Source organism: Haloimpatiens myeolchijeotgali (assembly GCF_042688525.2).
In the GTDB taxonomy this organism is placed as follows: domain Bacteria; phylum Bacillota; class Clostridia; order Clostridiales; family Clostridiaceae; genus Haloimpatiens.
The window spans coordinates 1,289,606-1,312,296 of record NZ_JBHWAB010000001.1; the positions used below are offsets into that span (position 1 = coordinate 1,289,606).

At 26.4% G+C, this 22,691-nt stretch carries 19 protein-coding genes; 18 read left to right on the top strand and 1 reads right to left on the bottom strand.

What is annotated here, in order from left to right; genetic code table 11:
* The first annotated feature begins 6 nt into the window (after positions 1-6).
* The 16 genes from ACFIJ5_RS05770 to larA all read left to right on the top strand — a co-directional run bounded on the left by ACFIJ5_RS05770 (position 7) and on the right by larA (position 19,046).
* Positions 7-444, top strand: a complete 438-nt coding sequence (locus tag ACFIJ5_RS05770) for a prepilin-type N-terminal cleavage/methylation domain-containing protein (protein ID WP_379804889.1) — start codon at positions 7-9, stop codon at positions 442-444.
* Between the two features lie 591 nt (positions 445-1,035).
* Positions 1,036-2,091 carry a type IV pilus assembly protein PilM gene (gene pilM, locus ACFIJ5_RS05775; protein WP_379804891.1) on the top strand — a complete coding sequence of 352 codons (1,056 nt, stop codon included), beginning with the start codon at positions 1,036-1,038 and terminating at the stop codon, positions 2,089-2,091.
* A gap of 9 nt (positions 2,092-2,100) precedes the next feature.
* Positions 2,101-2,667: a PilN domain-containing protein gene (locus ACFIJ5_RS05780; RefSeq protein WP_379804894.1), complete on the top strand. Its 567-nt coding sequence runs from the start codon at positions 2,101-2,103 to the stop codon at positions 2,665-2,667.
* Positions 2,654-3,889, top strand: coding sequence for a hypothetical protein (locus ACFIJ5_RS05785; RefSeq protein ID WP_379804896.1), 1,236 nt, complete (start codon positions 2,654-2,656; stop codon positions 3,887-3,889). The genes ACFIJ5_RS05780 and ACFIJ5_RS05785 overlap by 14 nt, the downstream gene beginning before the upstream one ends.
* A 22-nt stretch (positions 3,890-3,911) precedes the next feature.
* Positions 3,912-4,700, top strand: coding sequence for a prepilin-type N-terminal cleavage/methylation domain-containing protein (locus tag ACFIJ5_RS05790; RefSeq protein ID WP_379804899.1), 789 nt, complete (start codon positions 3,912-3,914; stop codon positions 4,698-4,700).
* A 63-nt stretch (positions 4,701-4,763) separates the two neighbouring features.
* A complete protein-coding gene (locus ACFIJ5_RS05795; protein WP_379804901.1) occupies positions 4,764-6,665 on the top strand; it encodes a hypothetical protein in 1,902 nt (633 codons plus the stop codon).
* Positions 6,666-6,711: 46 nt separating this feature from the next.
* Positions 6,712-6,990 carry a hypothetical protein gene (locus ACFIJ5_RS05800; protein WP_379804904.1) on the top strand — a complete coding sequence of 93 codons (279 nt, stop codon included), beginning with the start codon at positions 6,712-6,714 and terminating at the stop codon, positions 6,988-6,990.
* 25 nt (positions 6,991-7,015) lie between these two features.
* Positions 7,016-7,534, top strand: a complete 519-nt coding sequence (locus tag ACFIJ5_RS05805; protein WP_379804906.1) for a prepilin-type N-terminal cleavage/methylation domain-containing protein — start codon at positions 7,016-7,018, stop codon at positions 7,532-7,534.
* Position 7,535: 1 nt separating this feature from the next.
* Positions 7,536-10,403 (top strand): VWA domain-containing protein, encoded by a 2,868-nt coding sequence (locus tag ACFIJ5_RS05810; RefSeq protein ID WP_379804909.1) that lies wholly within the window; start codon positions 7,536-7,538, stop codon positions 10,401-10,403.
* Between the two features lie 182 nt (positions 10,404-10,585).
* On the top strand, positions 10,586-11,362 hold the full coding sequence (locus ACFIJ5_RS05815; protein WP_379804911.1) for a prepilin peptidase: 777 nt from the start codon (positions 10,586-10,588) through the stop codon (positions 11,360-11,362).
* A 127-nt stretch (positions 11,363-11,489) separates the two neighbouring features.
* On the top strand, positions 11,490-12,179 hold the full coding sequence (locus ACFIJ5_RS05820) for a FadR/GntR family transcriptional regulator (RefSeq protein WP_379804914.1): 690 nt from the start codon (positions 11,490-11,492) through the stop codon (positions 12,177-12,179).
* A gap of 325 nt (positions 12,180-12,504) precedes the next feature.
* Positions 12,505-14,043, top strand: coding sequence for an L-lactate permease (locus tag ACFIJ5_RS05825; protein ID WP_379804917.1), 1,539 nt, complete (start codon positions 12,505-12,507; stop codon positions 14,041-14,043).
* 95 nt (positions 14,044-14,138) lie between these two features.
* A complete protein-coding gene (locus tag ACFIJ5_RS05830; RefSeq protein ID WP_379804920.1) occupies positions 14,139-14,927 on the top strand; it encodes an electron transfer flavoprotein subunit beta/FixA family protein in 789 nt (262 codons plus the stop codon).
* Between the two features lie 17 nt (positions 14,928-14,944).
* The gene (locus tag ACFIJ5_RS05835) at positions 14,945-16,162 is read left to right on the top strand and encodes an electron transfer flavoprotein subunit alpha/FixB family protein (protein ID WP_379804923.1); all 1,218 of its coding nucleotides are present in this window, start codon (positions 14,945-14,947) and stop codon (positions 16,160-16,162) included.
* Positions 16,163-16,217: 55 nt separating this feature from the next.
* Positions 16,218-17,633 (top strand): FAD-binding oxidoreductase, encoded by a 1,416-nt coding sequence (locus ACFIJ5_RS05840; RefSeq protein ID WP_379804925.1) that lies wholly within the window; start codon positions 16,218-16,220, stop codon positions 17,631-17,633.
* Between the two features lie 138 nt (positions 17,634-17,771).
* Positions 17,772-19,046 carry a nickel-dependent lactate racemase gene (gene larA, locus ACFIJ5_RS05845; RefSeq protein WP_379804928.1) on the top strand — a complete coding sequence of 425 codons (1,275 nt, stop codon included), beginning with the start codon at positions 17,772-17,774 and terminating at the stop codon, positions 19,044-19,046.
* A gap of 486 nt (positions 19,047-19,532) precedes the next feature.
* On the opposite strand, the gene ACFIJ5_RS05850 is transcribed toward larA, so the two are convergent.
* Positions 19,533-20,750, bottom strand: coding sequence for a 6-phosphofructokinase (locus ACFIJ5_RS05850; protein WP_379804931.1), 1,218 nt, complete (start codon positions 20,748-20,750; stop codon positions 19,533-19,535).
* A 298-nt stretch (positions 20,751-21,048) separates the two neighbouring features.
* On the opposite strand from ACFIJ5_RS05850, the gene ACFIJ5_RS05855 reads away from it, so the two are divergent.
* Entirely contained in the window at positions 21,049-21,468 is a 420-nt protein-coding gene (locus ACFIJ5_RS05855; RefSeq protein WP_379804934.1) for a YbjN domain-containing protein, read from the top strand.
* 113 nt (positions 21,469-21,581) lie between these two features.
* Entirely contained in the window at positions 21,582-22,190 is a 609-nt protein-coding gene (locus ACFIJ5_RS05860) for a DUF2284 domain-containing protein (RefSeq protein ID WP_379804936.1), read from the top strand.
* Positions 22,191-22,691: the final 501 nt, after the last annotated feature.

The window sequence follows — 22,691 nt, forward strand, 5'->3', positions numbered from 1 at the left end:
TAGGGGATGAAAAAAAGTCTAATATGTCAAAAAAATTCATTAAGCAAGAAAAGCTTAACACGAAAGAAAAAAGGGTTTACATTAATAGAACTTATAATTGTTATAGCAATTATAGGAATACTTGCGGCAATTGCTATACCAAAGTTTGGTAGTGCACAGAAAGATGCAAAGAAAAATGCTGATATAGCTAGTGCTAAGACTATAGCTAATGCTACATCTATGTTGATAACTCAGGGAAAAATAGAATATCCTAAGACAGATATAGATTTTTCAAAAAGTAGTACTGAAGCTACTGCAATTAAAGATCAACTTCAATCAGTACCTGAAGTGAAATCAGTTTCAGGTGTGACTGATTTCACAGTTAAAATAGATTCTGATGGTGACGTAACAGTTTTTGCTGGTACTAAACAAGAAGTGTATCCTGAGTATAAAACAATAAAATAAATTTTAATATAAAACACTAATATTTATTGCATGAGTATTCTAAAAATAACTTATTGTGATAAATAATACTTTGAATTTTACTTATTAAAATGCTAGATTTAAGTAAAAAAACTTAAGTCTAGCATTTACATAGAAATACTTTTAGATACAAAGTAAAAAGCTAAGGGCAATTAATAATTAAAAATTAACAATTAATAATGAAGGTTAATTTTTGATGAATCAAAAATCTTAATTGTTAATTGTTAATTGTTAATTATACATTATTAATTATTTATTCTTTTTAGCAAGAGCTATTTTCTGATAAATCAACTTTTGTAGTAAAAAATACTACCTAGCGAAGGGAAATGATATATTGCGTAAGAAACATTTGAACAAAGTTTACAAGTTCTTAGCTTTACGAATTTGAAAAAAGTTATTTTTTAATTACTAATTCCTACGGAATATTAATTAAAAAATCTTTTTTCAATATGAGTAAAGTTTAGAACTTGTTACTGAAGTGAAAGGTTTCAGAGCAATATATCATTTCCCGCAGCGGTTATTTTTTCCCTGCAAAAGTTGAGTTGTTAACCCAAATGACATGGAGGTGAAATTTTGTTTGCAAAAAAGATATTATCCATTGATATAGGAACTAAAAACACAAAAATAGTACAGGGTAAATTTAATAAAAACAAAGTAACAGTAGAAAAAGCCTTTACTATTCATACACCAGAAAATTGTTATAGTGATGGAAATATAAATGATGTAAATAGATTAAAAAAAGAAATTAAAAAAGAACTTCAAGATAGAAACATAAAAGCAAATAAAGTAATATTTACATCTCAAAGCACATCAATAATAACAAGAGAAATAGAAATTCCATCTGCAGATTCAAAAGATATGGATGGAATGATAAGACTTCAAATTGAAAGATACCTTCCAATAATGTCTGATGACTATGTTATTCAATATAAAATAGTTGAAGAATTTAAAGAAGAAAATATATTAAAATCAAAAGTTAGAGTTGCTGCGTATCCAAAGGTAATGTCTGAAGGATATTTAAATTTAGCTAAAGAATTAGAACTTTTTCCATATGTATTAGACATTAATTGTAATAGTATAAGTAAATTATTTGCATATACCTCATATATAAATGAAAGAGATTATGATGAGAATATTGCAAATGCTTTCATGGATATTGGAAGTGATTACATAAACTTTACGATAGTAAGAAATAAAAATGTGGAATTTACAAGACTAGTAACTATTGGAGGATCATATATAGATTCTGAAATATCTAGAAAATTAGTTATATCAGAAAAACAAGCTGAAATTAAAAAAATAAAATTAGGTAATCTAAGAAAAGAAGAAAATGAAAATATAGAAGCAAATATGATAAATGAAAGCATAAAGTCTAAGTTAAAGGAATGTGCTGATGAAATAGATAGAATGATTCAGTATTACAAGAATAAAAATGAAGGAAATAAGTTAGAAAATATTTATATTTATGGAGGAATTTCAAAGATAAAGGGAATAGATAAATATTTAACAGATATATTAAGAGTTCCTGTTATTAAGATATTAAATATAAGTAATTTGGATTTAATTTCTTTTGATGGAGATATAGTAGATTATTTAAATGCTGCAGGGGCATTAATAAGATTTAAGTGAGGGGATTTAATGAATGATTTTAACTTCTTTCAAGAATATAAATCAGGGAAAAATTTATCAAAGTCAAAATTTAGATATGGAATTATAATATTAATTATTGTAGTAGCTTTTATAGGAATAACATATGTTGGGGGAGTAGTGAAAATAAAAAAATTAAACAAAGATATTAATTCTATGGAAGCTTTTTTAAATTCAAAAGAAAACATTGAAAAGTTAAAACAAATAGAAAATGAAAATAAAAAAATAGAAATTCTTAATAAATATAATGATATCATAACTGTTGTAGATAAGGTAATGTATGAAAAAAATGTAGTGGGTAGTGAGATTATAGAAAAGGTAACGTCATCTATACCAGAAAAAGTATACTTTAAGAGTTTAGTTGTAAATTCAGAAAATATTCAAATACAAGGTGAAGGAGAAAATAGAAGTGACATTGCAGAATTTGAAAATAATTTAAAGAAAATAGAGTCCATTACTAATATTCATATTAACAATATAAGTAAAGTAGAAGGAAAAAACTTTGTCTTTACTTTAAAATGTGATTTAAAGGGTGTTGATAGTTATGAAGGTAACTAAGAGAGAGAAAATCTTACTTATAATTTTAGCAGTACTATTAGTAGGATTTGTATATTATAAATTAATTATAAAAAAGCAAAATGAAAATATAAAAAATTTAACCTCAAAGAAGAATGAATATGAACAAAAAGTTGAAAGTGTAAAAAACAAAATAGCTTCTAAAAATAGAAAATCACTAGAAATAAAAATATTAAATTCTAAGATATTAGATAAATATGATAGATTTTTCCCAAAATTAGAACAGGAAAGAATAATAGTTATTTTAAACGAGATGTTAGAAAACTCTAAACTTGAAGGAAACGTTTTAAGTTTTTCAGAGAATGTATTAGAAAAGGCAAATATAAAAACTAAAAGTAAAAAAAGCAGAGAAACTCATATGGGAAAATTAGTAGAAGAGTATAACAGTTTAGAAAATAAAACAAAAAACAATAATGAAAATATTGGAAGCAATAAAAATACTATAAAAAATAACTCTAAAGATTCTTCTATTAATTCAGCAGTATCAAAAATGCAGTGTACATTAAGTTTTAAAGGTACTTATGAGGAGATATTTGATTTTATAAATAAAATAGAAAATTTTAATAAAGAAATAATTATTAACAATATAAGTATTGCTAGTAGTGAAGAAAATTTTTTGAGTGGAAGTATATTACTTGATTTTTATAGTATTCCTAAATTCAAAAATGAAGACTATTATAAATATGATTTTGCTTCACCAAAGGGTAAATATAACCCTTTTAAAATTTCAATGTCAAATAATAAATCTAAAGTAGATGATAGTGCAAGTAAAACAGAAAAAAATAAAATAGAATATGATTTTTTAATGAATGTTAAACCGTTAAGTTCTGATTTACCAACTATTATGATTGGAAAGGCAAAGGATATTGAAAGAAATACTTATATATTTAGTGATAAAAATGACATAGAAAATGTAGCTATGTATTTTATACGAAAAAATAATAAATATTTTTATAAATATAAAACTTCTAAACAAAAATATCCTATGAACTTTAAAGAAGTTGAGTTTAAACCTAATGGAGAAAAAATAAATGTAAAGATCTATTCTACATCAAGAAATTCAGAAATCGATAAAGCAGGAGTAAATTTAAAAATATATAACAAGACAGATTTAGATACAGATGTATATATTAAAGGTGATGATAAAAATAGACCTAGAGTGAATGTAATAAAAGAAGGGGTTGTAAATATTAAAGAAAATTAATTATCACTATAGGAGAATTTATATGAAAAAAATATATAAAAAGGGAATGACCTTAATAGAAGTTATTATTAGTTTAGCTATTTTGTGTATAATAATTATTCCTATTTTATCTCTATGTTTAAATAATGTAAAAATAAATAAAAGTTCTGAAGATAAATCAAAAGCTAAAAATATTGCACAGCAGTATATGGAATATGTAAAATCTCCAAACAATTCTATTGATGACATAAAAAAGCTTTCGCATGAAAAAGATGGATTTACAATTGATACAACTATAGAACCAGTAGAGGATTATAAGTTCTCTGAATATATTAATAGTGAAGATATACAATGTAATATAAAAATACAAGTGGATGAACAAAACAATTTAAAGATATATGATAAGAGTGGAGAAGTTGTGTCAAATTTAGGAAGCTTATTAAATTTAATATCTATACATGTTAATGATAGTGGTAATAACATAATTGTGAAAAACAAAGATGCAGATACTGAGAGTAATATATCTATAAATGTAGCTGAGAACAAAGATGTAAAAATTAAGATAGAATTAATTGGAGATATAAATTTTAAAATAGATGCTGTAAATGAATGTGAGGATAAAAATTTAATTTTATATTTTATAAAGTTTAATAGAAATTCTAATTACTCAATAAATTCTACAATTGGGAAGATAAAATTTTTTTCAAGTATAGATGAAAATTTAAAAAATGGTGATATGAATTATAGATTATATAAAGTAAAAGTTAAAGTAAGTAAAAATGGAGAAGTTCTTCAAATAATTGAAGGATATAAAACTTTCCAAAACTCATAGCCACTTGGTTGTAGTGAAGTGGAAAACTTCCACAAATTGATGATCAAATAGGAAGTGATATTTTTGAAAGGTATAAAAAAAGGTTCAACATTATGTATGGTCTTGATTATTTCAAGTATATTAATTATTTTAGGCACTGCAGTACTTTCTTTGGTATTAAGCAGTTATAAATTAAGTTTAATAAGAGAAAAAGAGAAATTTAATTTTTATATGTCAGAGGCAGGGTTAGATAAGGCGTATGTAGAAGTAGAGCATATGGTGAACCAGGGAATAAAAGAAGGTAATAATATAGTAAAAGGTTTTATGGATAATTTAGATTTGCAATATGAAAAAGAAAAAGAAATATATAAAAATGAGGAAAAGAAAAAAGTTAAAGGGCAAGGCAATATATGGACTACAGAAATGGAAGAAAAATATGGCAGCCCTTATATAAAAGATGATTTAACAGTAAATCAAGAGTATATAAAGAAAGAACAAAATGATAAGTTTAAAGAAAGTTATAAGAAGTATATAGAAGATAATATTTTAAATATAGAAGATCCAAAATTATATCAATATGAAAAAAATAAAAGTATAAAAATGCAAATAGAAAATAATGAAGAAAATTTAATTTTTAATAACGATAAAATAGTTTTAAAACTTAAATCTAGTTATGAGAAGCAAGATATTGAAAAAGTTACTGGTGTTCAGTATGAAATAAAAGTTCCTAATTATAATGATTCATATTATGTACAGACTAATACATTAAAAATTCCTCAAAATGTTATATGGCAAAAGGCTTTAGTTGTAAATAAAAATTTGGAAGTGTGTAGTAAAGATTGTATAGTAAATGGAGATATATTTGTAAAAGGAGAAAAAGATGATAAAGAAAATAGTGGGATAATATTAAATGGTGAACAAACTAATATACAAATGAATGGAAATGCATGTACTTTGAATGATTTTTTAATTAATTCTCCTAAAGCTATGTGTAATGTTAGTGGAAATTTATATTCATTAAATACAAAGTTACTAAAGGATGCAGATGGTTCAAGTTTAAATATGGAAAAAACAAAGGATAGTCAGGGTAATCTTTTTACAAAGGATGATTTAGAAATCAATTCAGAAAATAGTAGTGTTGATATTGAAGGAAGTTATTATGGTTTGTTTGATGGAAGTCAGAGTAAAAATAACACACCAGATCATTCCAGTTCTATAATTGTAAATTCCAATGATTTAGATAGTACAAAGTTGAATATACATGATGAATGTATAATTATGGGTACAGCTTATATAAAAACAAAGAAAAAATATCAAACAGGGGAATCACTTGCTTTAAAAGGGAATTATGCAGCTTATACAAAGCCGTTAAAAGAGGGAAAACTTAAAGAGGATAATATTGAATTTGAATATTATGATCCTCTAGTATTAGCTTCAAGGTTTAAAGATGGAGACTGCAATACTAATATGGATAATGATAAAGATGTCAATAATGATAGTAGTAAAAAAAATAATGAAGATAGTAGTGAACTTAATTATAAGGATAAAGCACAGTATTTTTATGAGTATTATAAGCAGTACAAGGATGATAGTGGAATAAATTTAGGAAAAAACATAACTATAAATAAAAAGAAGGCATTTCATATAGGAGATATTATTACAAAAGAAGAAGGGGTTATTACAGAAAATTATGTTATTGATATTAATGATAAAGTATTAGAAAAACAAAATGAATTTAATAAAATGGTTTATTATATGGGAATGGAAAAAGAAGATGATGAGTATACTGAAGATATTTCTATGATAAATATGGATTCTCAAATAAATTATAAAGAGTTGAAAAAATTTTTAAAACATGAAAATAAAGAAGAATTTAATACTGATGAATTAATTTTATTAGATGATAATAGAGATAAAAATTATGCATTAGTAGGAAATAATGCAGATACAAGTAAGGTGACGCATAAAAACGTAGAAAAAAATTAATCTTAATAACAAGTGTACTAAAGGGTTAATTGTATGCAAGGGAGATTTGTATATATGTGGAGAAGTAAATTTTAGTGGAAGTATTATAGTAGGAGGAAATTTATATATAGTAGATCACAATAAAAAAGTAATAAATTCAGATAAAGGTGTTGTAAATAAATTAATAGCATCTAATTATGATAAATTAAAAAATTTATTTAAAAATAATTATGATAAATATGAAAAAGTTCAAAGTGATATACATTATGGAAAAGATGAAAACATATCTAATAACATTATGTATAATAAATTAATAAATATGTGTAATTGGAAAATTATTAAATAAAGTGTATTGAAGTGGAGTTTTGCTTATGTTGAAGAATAAACATAAAGGTTTCACATTAATAGAAGTTATTATAGCTTTGGCAATATTCATAATAATTATTACTATGTTATATTCTTTTTTTCTAAGCAACTACAAAGTTTTTAGAAGTACAGAAACTAATGTAGAACTTAGAAATGAAGGAGAAAAGGCAGTAGAACAATTATCTAAGGAAGCAATGCAGAGTAGTAAAATAATTGAGCTTGAAGATGTAAATGGAAATGATATTTTAGAAAATAAAAATGAAGTTATGATTAAATGTATAAAATTTAAAAATAGTGATAATAGTTGTAAATTTTTAATAGAAGGCAATGTATTATATAGCATAAAGGAAAATAAGAAAAAACAAATATCAAAATATATAAAAAATGTTAACGTTAAATCTATTGGAAGTGAAGTATTTAAAGAAGCTGCAGGGATAAATATAATTATAAATTTACAGATGCATAAAGAACAAGAAAGTATTAGTACTAGAGTAGAATTTAGAAATCATGGGGAAGGGGAATAGAATGAAGATTAATAGAAAATTTAAATTCATAGTATTATTAGTTTTTGTATTTATCATAAGTCAACTTCAAATAGTTCCTTCATATGCTAAGGGTTATAGTAAAACTAAAGGAAATATTAAGCTAGATTTATGTCAAAGTATTAAAGAAAATAAAGAAAAATTTAAAGTTAATGAAGAATTTACAATAAATTATACTATAGATCCAGAGGATATATTAAAACAGAATATAGTTAAGGAGTCACGAAAAAAAGAAATTGTAATGGTTATTGATACTTCAGGAAGTATGGGATGGAATTTAGAGGGGAATAAATGTAGTAATAAAGAAGCTTCTAGGTTAGGTATAGTAAAAAAAGCAGCTAATAGGTTTATAGATGAATTTAAAAATAGTAATGAAGATGTGAAAATATCACTAATAGAATATGCTTCTAGTGCTTATATTAAGAGTGATTTAGTGGATAAATCAAAGTTTGATTCTCTGAAGAAAAAAATAAATAAATTTCAAGCAGGTGGAGGAACAAATATTGGTGATGGATTAAGAAAAGCATATTACAAATTAAAAAACTCATCTACTAAAGATGCAAAAAAATATATAGTTCTTATGACAGATGGAGAAGCTACAGGGTACAGTTATGTATATAAAAATGGAATATTTGAATATTTACAAGAAAATAGAAAATCTTATTATTATAATGACAAAGATGATTTGAAAAGAGGATATCAATATGCAAAATTAATTTGTAATGATATATTTTTAGATAGTTCCGTAAATATTGATAATTTTATGATAGGATTTACAAAAGATTCTAATAGAGATAAATTAAAAGAATTAGCTAATATAAGTGATGGGACCTATAGAGAAGCTTTAAATGAAAATGATATAGATTATGTATATAATCAAATTGCTGAAAGTATCAAATCGGATTTTTCAGTAAACAATGTAAAATTTGAATTAAACTTACCAAAGGGTATAAAAGCAGTTAAGGTACCTGAAAATTTTCAAATAAAAGATCAAAAGGTAATAGGGGATTTAGGAAGTATTAACTATAATTTTAATTCAAATAAAGATAAATATATATCCTCATCAAAAAAAGAATTTAGTATATCTTTAAAAGGGGCTAAAGAAGGAAAACATGACTTGAAAAATACAGCATTTATTACTTATAAGGACATAGATGAAAGTGCAGCTAAGAATTTTTTTAGTCAAAGTATTAAGCTAAATATAGGAAATTCTAATAATGATAATTTAATTAATCTAGAATTATGTCAAAGTATAGGAGAGAATAAACAAGATTATATAACTAATGAAGAATTTATGATAAATTATACAATAAATCCAATGGATGTATTAAGGAAAAATATTGACAACAGCTCAAATTCAAAAGATAAAGAAATTGTAATGGTTATTGATACCTCAGGTAGTATGGGGTGGGATTTAGATGGAAAGGAATATAGTAGAGAACCTTCCAGACTAAATATAGTAAAAAAAGCAGCTAATAGATTTATAGATAAGTTTAAAGATAGTGATGAGAATGTAAAAATATCACTAATAGAATATGCATCTAAAGCTTATGTTAAAAGCGATTTAGTAGGTAAAAACGGATTTGGCTCTTTAGAAAAAGAAATAAATAATTTTATGGCAGGTGGGGGAACAAATATAGGTGATGGATTGAGAAAGGCATATTACAAATTAAAAGATTCATCTAACAAAGAGGCAAAAAAATATATAGTTCTCATGACAGATGGAGAAGCTACAGCGTATAGTTGCATACGTAATGACAAAGGATATGTTTATTTACAAGATGATAGAGATAAGAACTATTATTACAACCGTTATGATAATGATTTTGCAAGAGGTCAAAAATATGCTGAATTAATTTCTGAAATGATAGCTTCAGATACTTCAATTGATATCAATAATTTTATGATAGGGTTTACCAAAGACTCTGATGTAAACAAATTAAAGAAGATAGCTAATATATGTAATGGAACATATATGAAAGCATTGAATGAAAAAGACATAGATAATGTGTACAATCAAATTGCAGAGACTATTAAAGCAGATTTTTCAATAAACAATGTTAAGTTTGAATTAAATTTACCTAAGGGTATTGAATGTGTTAAATCAAAGCTGCCAGAAAATTTTGAAGTTAATGGTCAAAAGGTAATAGGAAATTTAGGAAGCATAAATTATAATCTAAATTCAAATGAGGATAAATATATATCCTCATCAAAAAAACAATTTAGTATATCTTTAAAAGGAACTAAAGAAGGAAGTTATGATTTGAAAAATACAGCATTTATTACTTATAAGGATATAGATGAAAGTGAAGCTAATAAATTTTTTAGCCAAGAAATTAAATTAAATATAGAAGCTCCTTATAATAATAATATTTTAATAATAAAGCAGGGGATTTTTGTAAATAAGAAAAATGCAAAGGATACAGAAGAGTATATTACAAGAGAAAAAAATAATACTATTGATATTGTAGATAAATATTCATCTAAGTTAGGTATATTATTTAATATGAATAGTAATGGAAAAATAAATTTAAATGTAAGTGTAAATAAAGATAGTAATAAGAATGTACAAATAGGATTAGATGAAAATAAAATTGATTTGTACAAAGTTGATAAAAATAAAAAGTTAATACTTGAAAATCAACCTATAATATCTAAAATAAATGATAATATTATAAATATTCAAAGTAAAAATATATTATCACAGGGACAATATATTTTGATTTATGAAATGACACCTAATTTAAATTCAAATAGTATTAATAATCTTCAAATAATTAATGAAGCTTCTTTTGATAAAATAAAAGATTCATTAAAAGTTAATATTTGTAAACTGCCAGATTTAGACTAAAAATAATATAATATTTTGTGTATTTCTTCGTATAATATGTAAAACACATACCTTTATTGTAAATATACTGTATCATTGTTAATAATTTGTCAAAATTATATTGATTTTCCATATTTTTAGGTAATATATTTTAAAATTTTCCGAGGCTTTGCTTCGGAAAATTATCCTTTGGAGGTGTTTAAGTGGTTTTTTTAATTTTTGTGATTGGTTTATTATTTGGTAGTTTTTTTAATGTATGTATTTATAGAATACCTAGAGAACAATCTATAGTTTTTCCACCATCACATTGTACAAGTTGTAGTACACAATTAAAGTGGTATGATCTTATTCCTGTTGTTAGTTACATAATGTTAAAAGGTAGATGTAGATATTGTGGGGAAAAAGTATCTATTAGATATCCTCTTATAGAATTTTTTACAGCATTTTTATGGGTTTTAATATATTACAGATATGGTTATTCCATAGAAACTATTAAGTTTATTTCTTTATGCAGTATGCTTTTAATTATGGCAGTAATAGATTTAGATACACAAGACGTATATTTTTCACTTTCTTTATTTGGAATTATTTTAGGTATCATCTTCATTTGTATTGAATGTTTTATGTATAAAAAAGTAGGATTTAATATATATCCGATAATTTCAAATTACGTATTAGGAGGGATTATACCAGCTGCAATAATGATGTTAATAGTTATTTTAACAAAAGGAATGGGATGGGGAGATGTTGAGATTAGTTTTGTTTGTGGATTGTTTTTAGGAATTAGGTACAGTTTATTTATGTTATTGATTGCATTTATATTAGGAGGAATTGTTTCTATAATTCTTATAGTATCTAAAAGGAAAAGTAAGAAAGATGCTGTACCATTTGTACCTTTTATAGCAGTAAGTGCAGTACTTATGAGTATTTATGGTGATACTATATTTAATTGGTATTTTATTAACTTTATTAGAGGGTAGAAGTGTGAAATTTTTAGGTAAAAATTTAAAACATACAATAGTTATTGAAATGTTATTTTTATTATAACAATATATGTTATAATAATGGTGCTATTAAGAAATATAATATTCGTAAAGGATGAGCAAAATGTTTAAACCTGTTAAAAGTGAGAAGGTATATGAGCAAGTTATAGAACAAATAAAAAACATGATAGCAGATGGAACTTTAAAAAAAGGAGATAAGCTTTTATCTGAAAGAGAGTTATCACAACAGTTTAATGTGAGTAGATCTTCAGTAAGAGAAGCATTAAGAGCACTTCAAATAATTGGTCTTATAGAGTGTAGACATGGAGAAGGAAATTTTATAAGAGAAAGTTTTGAAGATAGCCTATTTCAACCACTATCAATTATGTTTATGCTTCAAGAAAGTAGACCTTCAGAGATATTAGAGTTAAGAAAAATAATAGAAAGTGAGACAGCTGCTTTAGCAGCTAAAAGAATTAACGAAGAAGAATTAAGAGAGTTACATAAATTAGTAGAATTATTGAAAAATGCGGATGATGAAAACGAAAAAGTTATATTAGATAAAAAATTTCATTATAAAATAGCTCATGCATCTAAAAATTTCTTGATTTTAAACATATTAAATTCTATTTCTTATATTATGGATATATTTATTAAAGATGCTAGGTTAAAGATAATGAAAAAAGATGAAAATAAAAATATGATATATCAACAACATAATAGTATATATGAAGCGTTGGCATCTCATAATTTAGAAAAAACTTCAGAAATGATGAAAAGACATTTAGAATTTATAGATGAAAATATTAAATAACTAAATGATAGAGGATAAAGATTGAAATAAAGTATAAAGTTGAAAGAATAAATAAGGAGGTTTTTCTTACAGAAAAACTCTTGTTGATTGATTTTAAAAGCTTGCTTTTAAAAATCTTTTTAATGTATTCTTTTTTCTTTATACTTTATTTTTTTATAAGTGAATTTTTAGTTATATGCAATAAGGGTATATATTCAGTTTCATTTGTTAAACAAATATTTATATTGTTAAATTAATAACTATTATAGAAATTTCTAGAAAAGTGTGATATTATTAAATCAACAAATTGGTATGACCACTATACCAGTTGAAGGAGGGGGTATGTTTGAATTCATATTTACTATGCTTGGTGGCATTGATACCTATTATATGGCTTATGGTTTCACTGGGGATTTTAAAGTTACCAGCACATAAAACTTGTACGGCAACATTAGTATTAACACTAGTTTTAGCAATGTTTGTATGGAAGATGCCATTGACATCTGCTTTTACAGCAGCATTAGAAGGTACTGCATTAGGACTGTGGCCTATAATGATTGTAATCATGGCAGCAGTATTCACTTATAATGTTTCATTACATACAAATAGTATGGAAACTATAAAAAAGATTCTTTCAAACATAACTACTGATGAAAGAATATTAGTATTAATACTTGCATGGGGTTTTGGAGGATTTTTAGAAGCAGTTGCAGGATTTGGAACAGCAGTTGCAATACCTGCAAGTATACTAGCAGCTATGGGATTAGATCCAATATTTGCATCAGTTATATGTCTTATAGCAAATACTGTACCTACTGCTTTTGGAGCTATAGGAATTCCAGTAACAACATTAGCAAAAGTTGCTGGTCTCGATGTAAACGTATTAAGTTACACAACAGCAATACAATTAACATTATTTATTGTTATTATTCCTTTAGTATTAGTAATTCTTACGGCTAAAAGTATAAGAGGAGTAAAAGGAGTTATTGGAATTTCACTAGCTTCTGGAATAGCTTTTGCAATACCTCAACTTTTAGCAGCAAAATATATGGGTGCTGAACTTCCAGCATTACTTGGAAGCATATCTAGTATGGCAGTAACAATTTTCTTAGCAAAGAAATTTCATAAAGAAAATAAGAATAAAAATAATAAAAATAAAGATATATCCTTTAAAGAAGGAGTTATTGCATGGATGCCCTATATATTAATTTTTACATTTATAATATTAAGTAGTTCATTATTTCCAAGTATAAAAAGTGCTCTAGAAAGTATAAGTACTAGTTTGTACATATATAATGGACAAGGAGCTAAACCATTTGTATTTAAATGGATAGCAACTCCAGGTGTATTAATAATAATAGCAGCATTTATTGGAGGAATGATTCAAGGAGCAAAGTTTGTAAATCTTGTAAAGGTTTTAATAGATACAATGAAGCAGTTAACAAAATCAGCAATCACGGTACTTTCAATAGTAGCACTAGCTAAAGTTATGGGATATAGTGGAATGATAGATTCTATTGCGCAAATATTGGCAAAAGTAACAGGAAGATTTTTTCCATTCATTTCACCAATAATAGGGGCCTTAGGAACATTTGTTACAGGTAGTGATACATCATCAAATGTTTTATTTGGTCAACTTCAAGTAAATGTAGCAAATTCAATAAATGCAAATCCATATTGGCTTACAGCTGCGAATGCAGCAGGGGCTACTGCAGGTAAGATGATATCACCTCAAAGTATTGCAGTGGCAACAGCAGCTACAGGACTTGTAGGTTCAGAAGGAAAAATATTTAATAAGACATTAAAGTTTTGCATAGTATATGTAATAGTATTAGGAGTAATGGTATTAATAGGAGGTAATTTTATTAATTTGTTAATTCATTAATTTTATTCAAATAATTAAATTAGAAGGGATTTGAGAATCCCTTTTAAAAATAAAACAGTGGTATGACCACTAGACCAATTTTAGGAGGTAATCATATGGAGATCTTAGTATGTATTAAACAAGTTCCAGGAACATCAAAGGTAGAAGTAGATGAAAAAACAGGAGTATTAAAGAGAGATGGTGTTGATTCTAAAATGAATCCTTATGATTTGTTTGCACTTGAAACTGCTTTAAATATAAAAGAAGAAAAAGGTGGAGAAGTAAAAGTAGTAAGTATGGGACCACCTCAAGCAAAAGAAGTTATAAAAGAAGCATATATGATGGGTGCTGACAGTGGAGCGCTTCTTTCAGATAGAAAATTTGCAGGAGCTGATGTTTTAGCAACATCATATACAATTTCTCAAGGTGTTAGAATGTGTGGAAATCCAGATTTAATAGTTTGTGGGAAACAAACTACAGATGGAGATACAGCTCAAGTAGGACCAGAAATGGCAGAGTACTTAGGAATTCCTCATGTAGCAAATGTTAAAAGAATATTAGAAATAACAGATAAATGTATAACAGTTGAAATGAATATGGCAGAAACAGTTGAAGTTCAAAGTATTAAATTTCCTTGTTTAATAACAGTTGAAAAGGATATCAATACTCCAAGACTTCCATCATATAAGAAAAAATTAGAAACTAAGGATAAAGAAATAAAGGTATTTGCATTAAAGGATTTTCATGATACAGAGGAAACGCATTATGGACTTAATGGTTCAGCAACTCAAGTTGAGAGAATATTCCCTCCAACAGTAAATACTGATAAAGAGATTTGGAATGGACAGAGTGAAGAACTAGCAAGTAAATTAGCTAATAAATTAGTAGAACTAAAATTTGTTTAATCGGGAGGAATGTTATTATGGGTAAATTAGTAATTCATGAAGAAAAGGTAAATAAAGAGGTTATAGATGAACTAGTTAATATATGTCCTTTTGGTGCTATGACAGAAAAAGATGGTAAACTCGAAATAAGTGCTGCATGTAAGATGTGTAGACTTTGTGTAAAAAAAGGACCTAAAGGGGTAGTGGAATTCATTGAAGAAAATAAAAAAGAGATAGATAAAAGTAAGTGGAGTGGAATTGCAGTATATGTAGATCATGTTGAAGGAGAAATTCATCCAGTAACATTTGAACTTATAGGAAAAGCTAAAGAACTTGCAGAAAAAACAAATCAACCAGTGTATTGTTTATTTGCAGGTCATAATATAAAAGATAAAGCAGAACAAATTTTACACTATGGTGTTGACAAAGTGTTTGTATATGATTACCAAGAATTGACGGATTTTAGAATAGAACCATATACAGCAGTGTTTGAAGATTTTATAAATAAGTTTAAACCTTCATCTATTTTGGTTGGAGCAACAACAGTTGGAAGATCTTTAGCTCCAAGAGTAGCTGCAAGATTTAAAACAGGACTTACAGCAGACTGTACAATCTTAGATATGAAGGAAAATACAGATTTAGTTCAAATTAGACCAGCTTTTGGTGGAAATATAATGGCTCAAATTGTTACTCCAAATAATAGACCTCAATTTGCTACAGTAAGATATAAAGTATTTTCTGCTCCAGAAAGAACAGAAAAAGCTTTTGGAAAGATAGAACAATGTGTTATGGAAAAAGATAAACTAAAATCTAATATTGAAGTTATAGAAGTAACTAGAAAAGAAAAAGAAATAAGTATATCAGAAGCTGATGTAATTGTAGCAGTTGGTAGAGGAATAAAAGCTGAAAAAGATATGGAAATGGTAAGAGAGTTAGCAGATATTTTAAATGCACAAATTGGTGTAACTAGACCTTTGATAGAAGCAGGATGGGCAGATGCTAAACAGCAAATTGGTCTTTCTGGTAGAACAGTTAAACCTAAATTAATAATTGCCCTTGGAATATCAGGAGCTGTACAATTTACAGCAGGAATGAATAATTCAGATTGTATAGTAGCCATAAATAGTGATGAAAAAGCATCAATATTTGATGTTGCACATTATGGAATTGTAGGAGACTTATATGAGATTGTTCCTAAATTAATTGAAAATTTGAAATCTGGAAAATCAATAGGTGAAGTTGCAGCAACAATATAAGTTGATTACAAGAAAAGAAATTTAAAATAATTAGATTGATGGAGGGTGGATTATCATGAAATGCGTATGCGATAAAGAATATAAAAAGATAGATGTTAAAGATATAGAGTTCTTAAAATCTATATGTGGTGAAGAACGAGTTTATTTAGGCAATGAGATAAGTGAAGATTTTAGCCATGATGAATTGGGTGGAGTTAGTAATATGCCTGATGTTGTAGTAGATGCTTTATCTACTGAAGAAGTTTCAAAAATAATGAAATATGCTTATGAAAATAATATTCCAGTAGTACCAAGAGGCTCAGGAACAGGACTTGTAGGAGCATCAGTTCCTCTAGAAGGAGGAATCATGATCAATTTAACAAAGATGAATAAAATATTAGAAATTGACAAAGAAAATTTAACTTTAACAGTTGAACCTGGTGTACTTCTTATGGAAATAGGAAAATATGTAGAGGAAAATGATTTATTTTACCCACCAGATCCAGGTGAAAAATCAGCAACAATAGGAGGAAATATAAGTACTAATGCAGGAGGAATGAGAGCAGTTAAATATGGTGTTACAAGAGATTATGTAAGAGGACTTGAAGTAGTTCTTCCAAATGGTGAAGTACTAAATATTGGAGGAAAAGTTGTTAAAAATAGTTCAGGATATTCTATAAAAGATTTAATTGTAGGTTCAGAAGGAACTTTAGGAATAGTAACTAAAGCAATATTAAGACTATTACCTTTGCCAAAAAAATCAGTAAGTTTGTTAATTCCATTTAAAGATATAGATACTGCAATTGAAATGGTACCTAAGATAATTAAGTCTAAAGCTGTACCAACAGCTATTGAATTTATGCAAAAAGAAGTAATATTATCTGCAGAAGAGTACTTAGGAAAGAAATTCCCAGATAACTCATGTGATGCATATTTACTACTAACTTTTGATGGAAACACTAAAGAACAAGTAGAAAATGATTATTCAACAGTTGCAGATTTATGTTTAGCTGAAGGTGGAATTGATGCATACATAATAGATACTGATGAAAGAAAAGAATCTGTTTGGAGTGCTAGAGGAGCTTTCTTAGAAGCTATAAAGGCATCAACTACTGAAATGGATGAATGTGATGTTGTTGTTCCTAGAAATAGGGTTGCAGAATTTATAAAATATACTCATGATTTGGAAAAAGAATTTAATATAAGAATTCCGAGCTTTGGACATGCAGGGGACGGAAATTTACATGTTTATATTTGCAGAGATGAGTTATCTGAAGCTGATTGGAATAAAAAGTTAAAACAATTATTTGAACGTATGTATAAAAAATCAAATGAACTTAGAGGTTTAGTTTCTGGAGAACATGGAATAGGTTATGCTAAGAAACAATATATGTTTAATCAATATGGAGAAGCCTATATGAATGTAATGAAAGGAATTAAGAAGGTATTTGATTCTAAAAACATATTAAATCCAGGAAAAGTTTGCCAGTAATTTAACTTTCACAGGTGAAAAATAGCCGTTACGGGAAATGATATATTGCTTAGAAACCTTTCACTTCAGTAACAAGTTTATATGGGTTGTGTTTACACAACCCTTTTTTTAAAATTAATATGAATGGGGGATTAAATAATGGCTATAATTAAGGTTCCATATTATAAGAAACTAATGAAATTGGATATAGAAGATAAAAATTTAATAGGTATTCTTAAATCAAAGGCACATGAATATAAAGCTGAATTATCCCAAGAAGAGTTAGTAGAAAAAGCATTAGATAATCCAATTAATTCTCCTAAACTAGAAGAAATGGTTAAAGGAAAAAAGGAGATTGTTATAATAACTAGTGATCATACAAGGCCAGTACCAAGTAAGATAACAATGCCAATATTATTGAGAAGAATAAGAAGTGTAAATCCAAGCATAGATATTAAAATTCTTATTGCTACAGGATTTCATAGAGCTACTACAAAAGAAGAACTTATAAATAAATTTGGAGAAAAAATTGTTAATGAAGAAAATATTATAATTCACGATTCTAGAGATAAAGAAAATCTTGTTAAGCTAGGAATATTACCATCAGGTGGAGAATTATATATAAATAAAATTGCTGCACAAGCAGAACTTTTAATTGCAGAAGGATTTATTGAACCACATTTTTTTGCAGGTTTTTCAGGAGGAAGAAAAAGTATACTTCCAGGTATTGCTTCTGCAGAGACAATTATGGCAAATCATTGTTCAGAATTTATATCAACTAAATATGCTAGAACAGGAAATTTAGAAAACAATCCAATTCATAGGGATATGGTATATGCAGCAGAAAAAGCTAAATTAGCTTTTATATTAAATGTAGTTATTGATAAAGATAAAAAAGTTATAAATGCATTTGCAGGAGACAGAGAAAAAGCTCATGAAAGAGGTTGTGAATTTGTAATAAGTTTGAGTAAAGTAGATAAGGTAGAAGCTGATATAGTAGTATCTACTAATGGCGGATATCCATTAGATCAAAATATATATCAATCAGTTAAAGGAATGACTGCAGCGGAGGCAACATGTAAAGATGGTGGAGTAATTATAATGATTGCAGCTTGTAATGATGGTCATGGTGGAAAATCATTTTATGATAATTTGGCAAATGCAAATTCACCTCAACAATTATTAGATAAATTAATTAAGATTCCAAGAAATAAAACTGCTCCAGATCAATGGGAATTTCAAATTTTAGCTAGAATATTAAGCAAACATACAGTTATATTAGTTACAGATATGTGTGATCCAAAAATGATAAAAGATATGCATATGGAACATGCGTATACTTTTGAGGAAGCTCTAACACGTGCATACGAGTTAAAAGGAAACGATGCAAAAGTAGCAGTAATTCCAGATGGAGTTTCGGTTATTGTAAAATAATAATTCAACTTTCTCAGATTAAAAATATCCGCTATGGGAAATGATATCTTGATCAAGAACCTTTTATTTTAAAGATAATTAATAGCTCAACTTTCGCAGGTGAAAAATATCCGCTACGGGAAATGATATCTTGCTTAGAAACCTTTCACTTCAGTAACAAGTTCTAAGCTTTACTCATATTGAAAAAAGATTTTTTAATTAATATTCCGTAGGAATCAGTAATTTAAAAATAACTTTTTTCAAATTCGTAAAGCTAAGAACTTGTAAACTTTGTTCAAATGTTTCTTACGCAATATATCATTTCCCTTCGCTAAGCAGTATTTTTTTACTGTGAAAGTTGAGATAGTAACAAATTAAAAAGCAGTATATCACAATATACTGCTTTTTAAGTATTATTTTTAAATAGTAGCTAGTTTTGTAATTAAATTTTAGGAGGTAGCAAAAAATTTAATCAACTAGCAATATATATATAAATTTTGATAACTGTTAACGTAATTTTATATATTTAGGTAAACCATGTTCAGTATTTACTTGTGGAGTACCAATTATTAGTGGTAGGGCATATTTAAATGCGTCTTCAGTAACATTATTACCTTCTTTATTAATCCAATGTTTTGGAATGTATTTTACATTATTAGCAACTTCTGAAGCTTTTATCAAAAAGGCTTTTGAAACATAAGGTTCAGTGTTAACACGTTCTATTCCTACCATATAACCACTTTTTCCTTTTATTGAATATGAAACAGCAGCTTTTCCAACTTCATAAGCTTCATCTATATCAGTTTTAGAAGCACAATGTAGAGCACAACGCTGCATTACACCTAATTCTAAAGTTTTAACTCTTTTAGTTACACCACTTTGTATTAACCAATTTTTAAGTACATTACAGACTCCACCTAATTGAGCATGTCCAAATTTATCATGTACACCACCAGTATTCATATTACTAACAAAATTACCGTCTTTATCTTTTATACCTTCAGAAACAACTATAAATACTTGATTTTTTTCTGAAAATCTTCTTTTTACATCTTCTATGAATTTTTCTTTAGAAAAAGGTACTTCTGGAAGATAAATAAAGTCTACAATTGGTTTCCCATCAATCTGAGCTAATACACTGCTGGCAGTTAACCAACCAGTATCTCTTCCCATTGCTTCAATAATGAATATTCCATTATTTATATATACACTACTATCTAAATATGTTTCTAAAGTTGTAGTAGCTATGAATTTAGCAGCACTACCAAAACCAGGAGTGTGATCAGTAAATGGAAGATCATTATCAATTGTTTTTGGTATTCCTAATATTTTTATATCAATGTTAGCATATTTAACATATTCGCTTAGTTTATGAACAGTATCCATTGAATCATTTCCACCAATATATAAGAAAGTTTCAACGTCTAATTTTTTTAATATATCTATTAATTTTTTATATTCTTCATCATTTTCCCTAAAATCTTTAAGTTTATATCTACAAGAACCAAGTCCTGATGCTGGCGTATATTTTAAAGTTTGAATTTTTTCATAAGACATATCTGATAAGTTGATTATATTTTCTTGTAATATTCCTTCAATTCCATTTATTCCAGCATATACATTGTCATAATATCTATGTTTTAAATTTTCATCATATACTCCAACTACGCTTGAATTGATAACTGAAGTAGGTCCCCCTGATTGGGCTATAAGACAATTACTCATTAGTTATTCTCCCCTCAGATTGTTTTAATATATCATATATATAAGTTTTGTACAGGACTATTATAGTATAATATAACTAAAAAAACAATAGTATATATCAAATAAATATATAATGTATACTATTTAAACGTTTCATGTATTAAAAAAATTCCCAATGTGTGAATGTTGGTTGTAGGATAGAGATGAGTATATATGGTAATAATTAAAATAAATTAAATATATGAAGGATTTTATAATTAAGTTGTAGAATTAAAAGAGTAAATGTTAAATGCGTATATTTTAAGGAGGAAAAATTATTATGAATAAAACAGCTACTAGATTTGCTGATTGTCTACAAGCAAAAATGTTTCCAATGCATATAATTAAAGTGAAAGAAGATGGGAACGATACAGTTTTTGCATTTGGTCAAAAAATTAAGGATAATGAGGTAACTATAATAATTGATTTTGATGAGGATAGTAAATGTGTAGATTTAACTATTCTTGATTTAGTAAAGTTATCAGGAAATTGTGATAAGAAAAAAGTATATGAAAAATTAAATGAAATTAATTCATCATATAGATTTCCCAAATTTCATGTAAATGAGGAAAATTCAATTATATCTCAAATTACTATACCATATGAAAGTGAAGTTAGTGGAGAGATGGTTTTTGATATGCTTCGATCTATGATGACATTTTGTCATAATGTAGTAGATGATTTAAATAAGTATAGATAATACAAAAATAGTAAAGTTATGTATAATAAATGTGTGTACTTAAAATTTCTTATATTTAAGTACACACATTTGTGTTTTAAATAAAAGAAAAACAAATGATAGGGGTCTTGTATATGTTAATAAAAAATTATTTAAGGGAAATAAGTATGAAACAGTTTATGTATTATTGTAACATTAAATATATAAACGCATTTTGCAAGGAATGTTCTAATTATAATAAAGTTTGGACATGTCCTCCTCATAACATTGATGTAATTGATATGCTTAAAGAATATAATCAATGTTATTTAGTAGCTACTAAAATATATACTAATGATTTACCACAAAGTATACAATCATTAGTAGACAATGATCCATATAATATAATTTTGGCTACAGAAGCTATAATGAAGGATGTTAGAAATAAATTAGATAAAGTTCTTTTAAATGTAGAAAATCATATACCACAATCAAGAGCAATATTATCAGGTAAATGTTTGCTTTGTGATATGTGCAGCAGGGTAAGTGATAAACCATGTAGAAATCCTGATATGATGAGATATTCATTAGAATCCTTTGGATTTGATATAAGTAGGATATGTCAAGAAATTTTTGGTATTGAAATATTATGGGGAGGCTACACACTTCCTAAATATATAATTTTAGTCAGTGGTATTATGACTAAAGAAAGTAAAAATAGTTATAATGAAATTATGAAAAATGAAATACCTAACCAGTGGTAGGGGAGAGGCGAAAGTATATGCAGCCAGTAAATAAAAATCAGTATAAGAACAGTAATCCTTCACTTTCATAACGTGCTCTAAGTCTTACTCATATTGAAAAAAGATTTTTAAATTAATATTCCGTAGGAATTAGTAATTAAAAAATGACTTTTTCAAATTCGTAAAGCTAAGAACTTGTAGACTTTGTTCAAATGTTTCTTACGCAATATATCATTTCTCTTCGCTAGACAGTATTTTTGTCCTGTGAAAGTTGAATTAATAATAAATAATTAATGAAATAAAATTTAAATGATAGTTTCAGCGTTTAAGAAAAATTTCTTATGTTGATATACAAAGTTGTATAATACATTAAATTAGGAAATTCTATAAAATATATACCTTTTAAAGATAAAAAAAGTTTTTATAAAAGTTACTAAGATAAGTTAAGTATTTAGTTATTACCCTAAAACTAAAAATTACTATAGGAATAAATTCCTATAGTAATTTCCAAAACTGTAAACT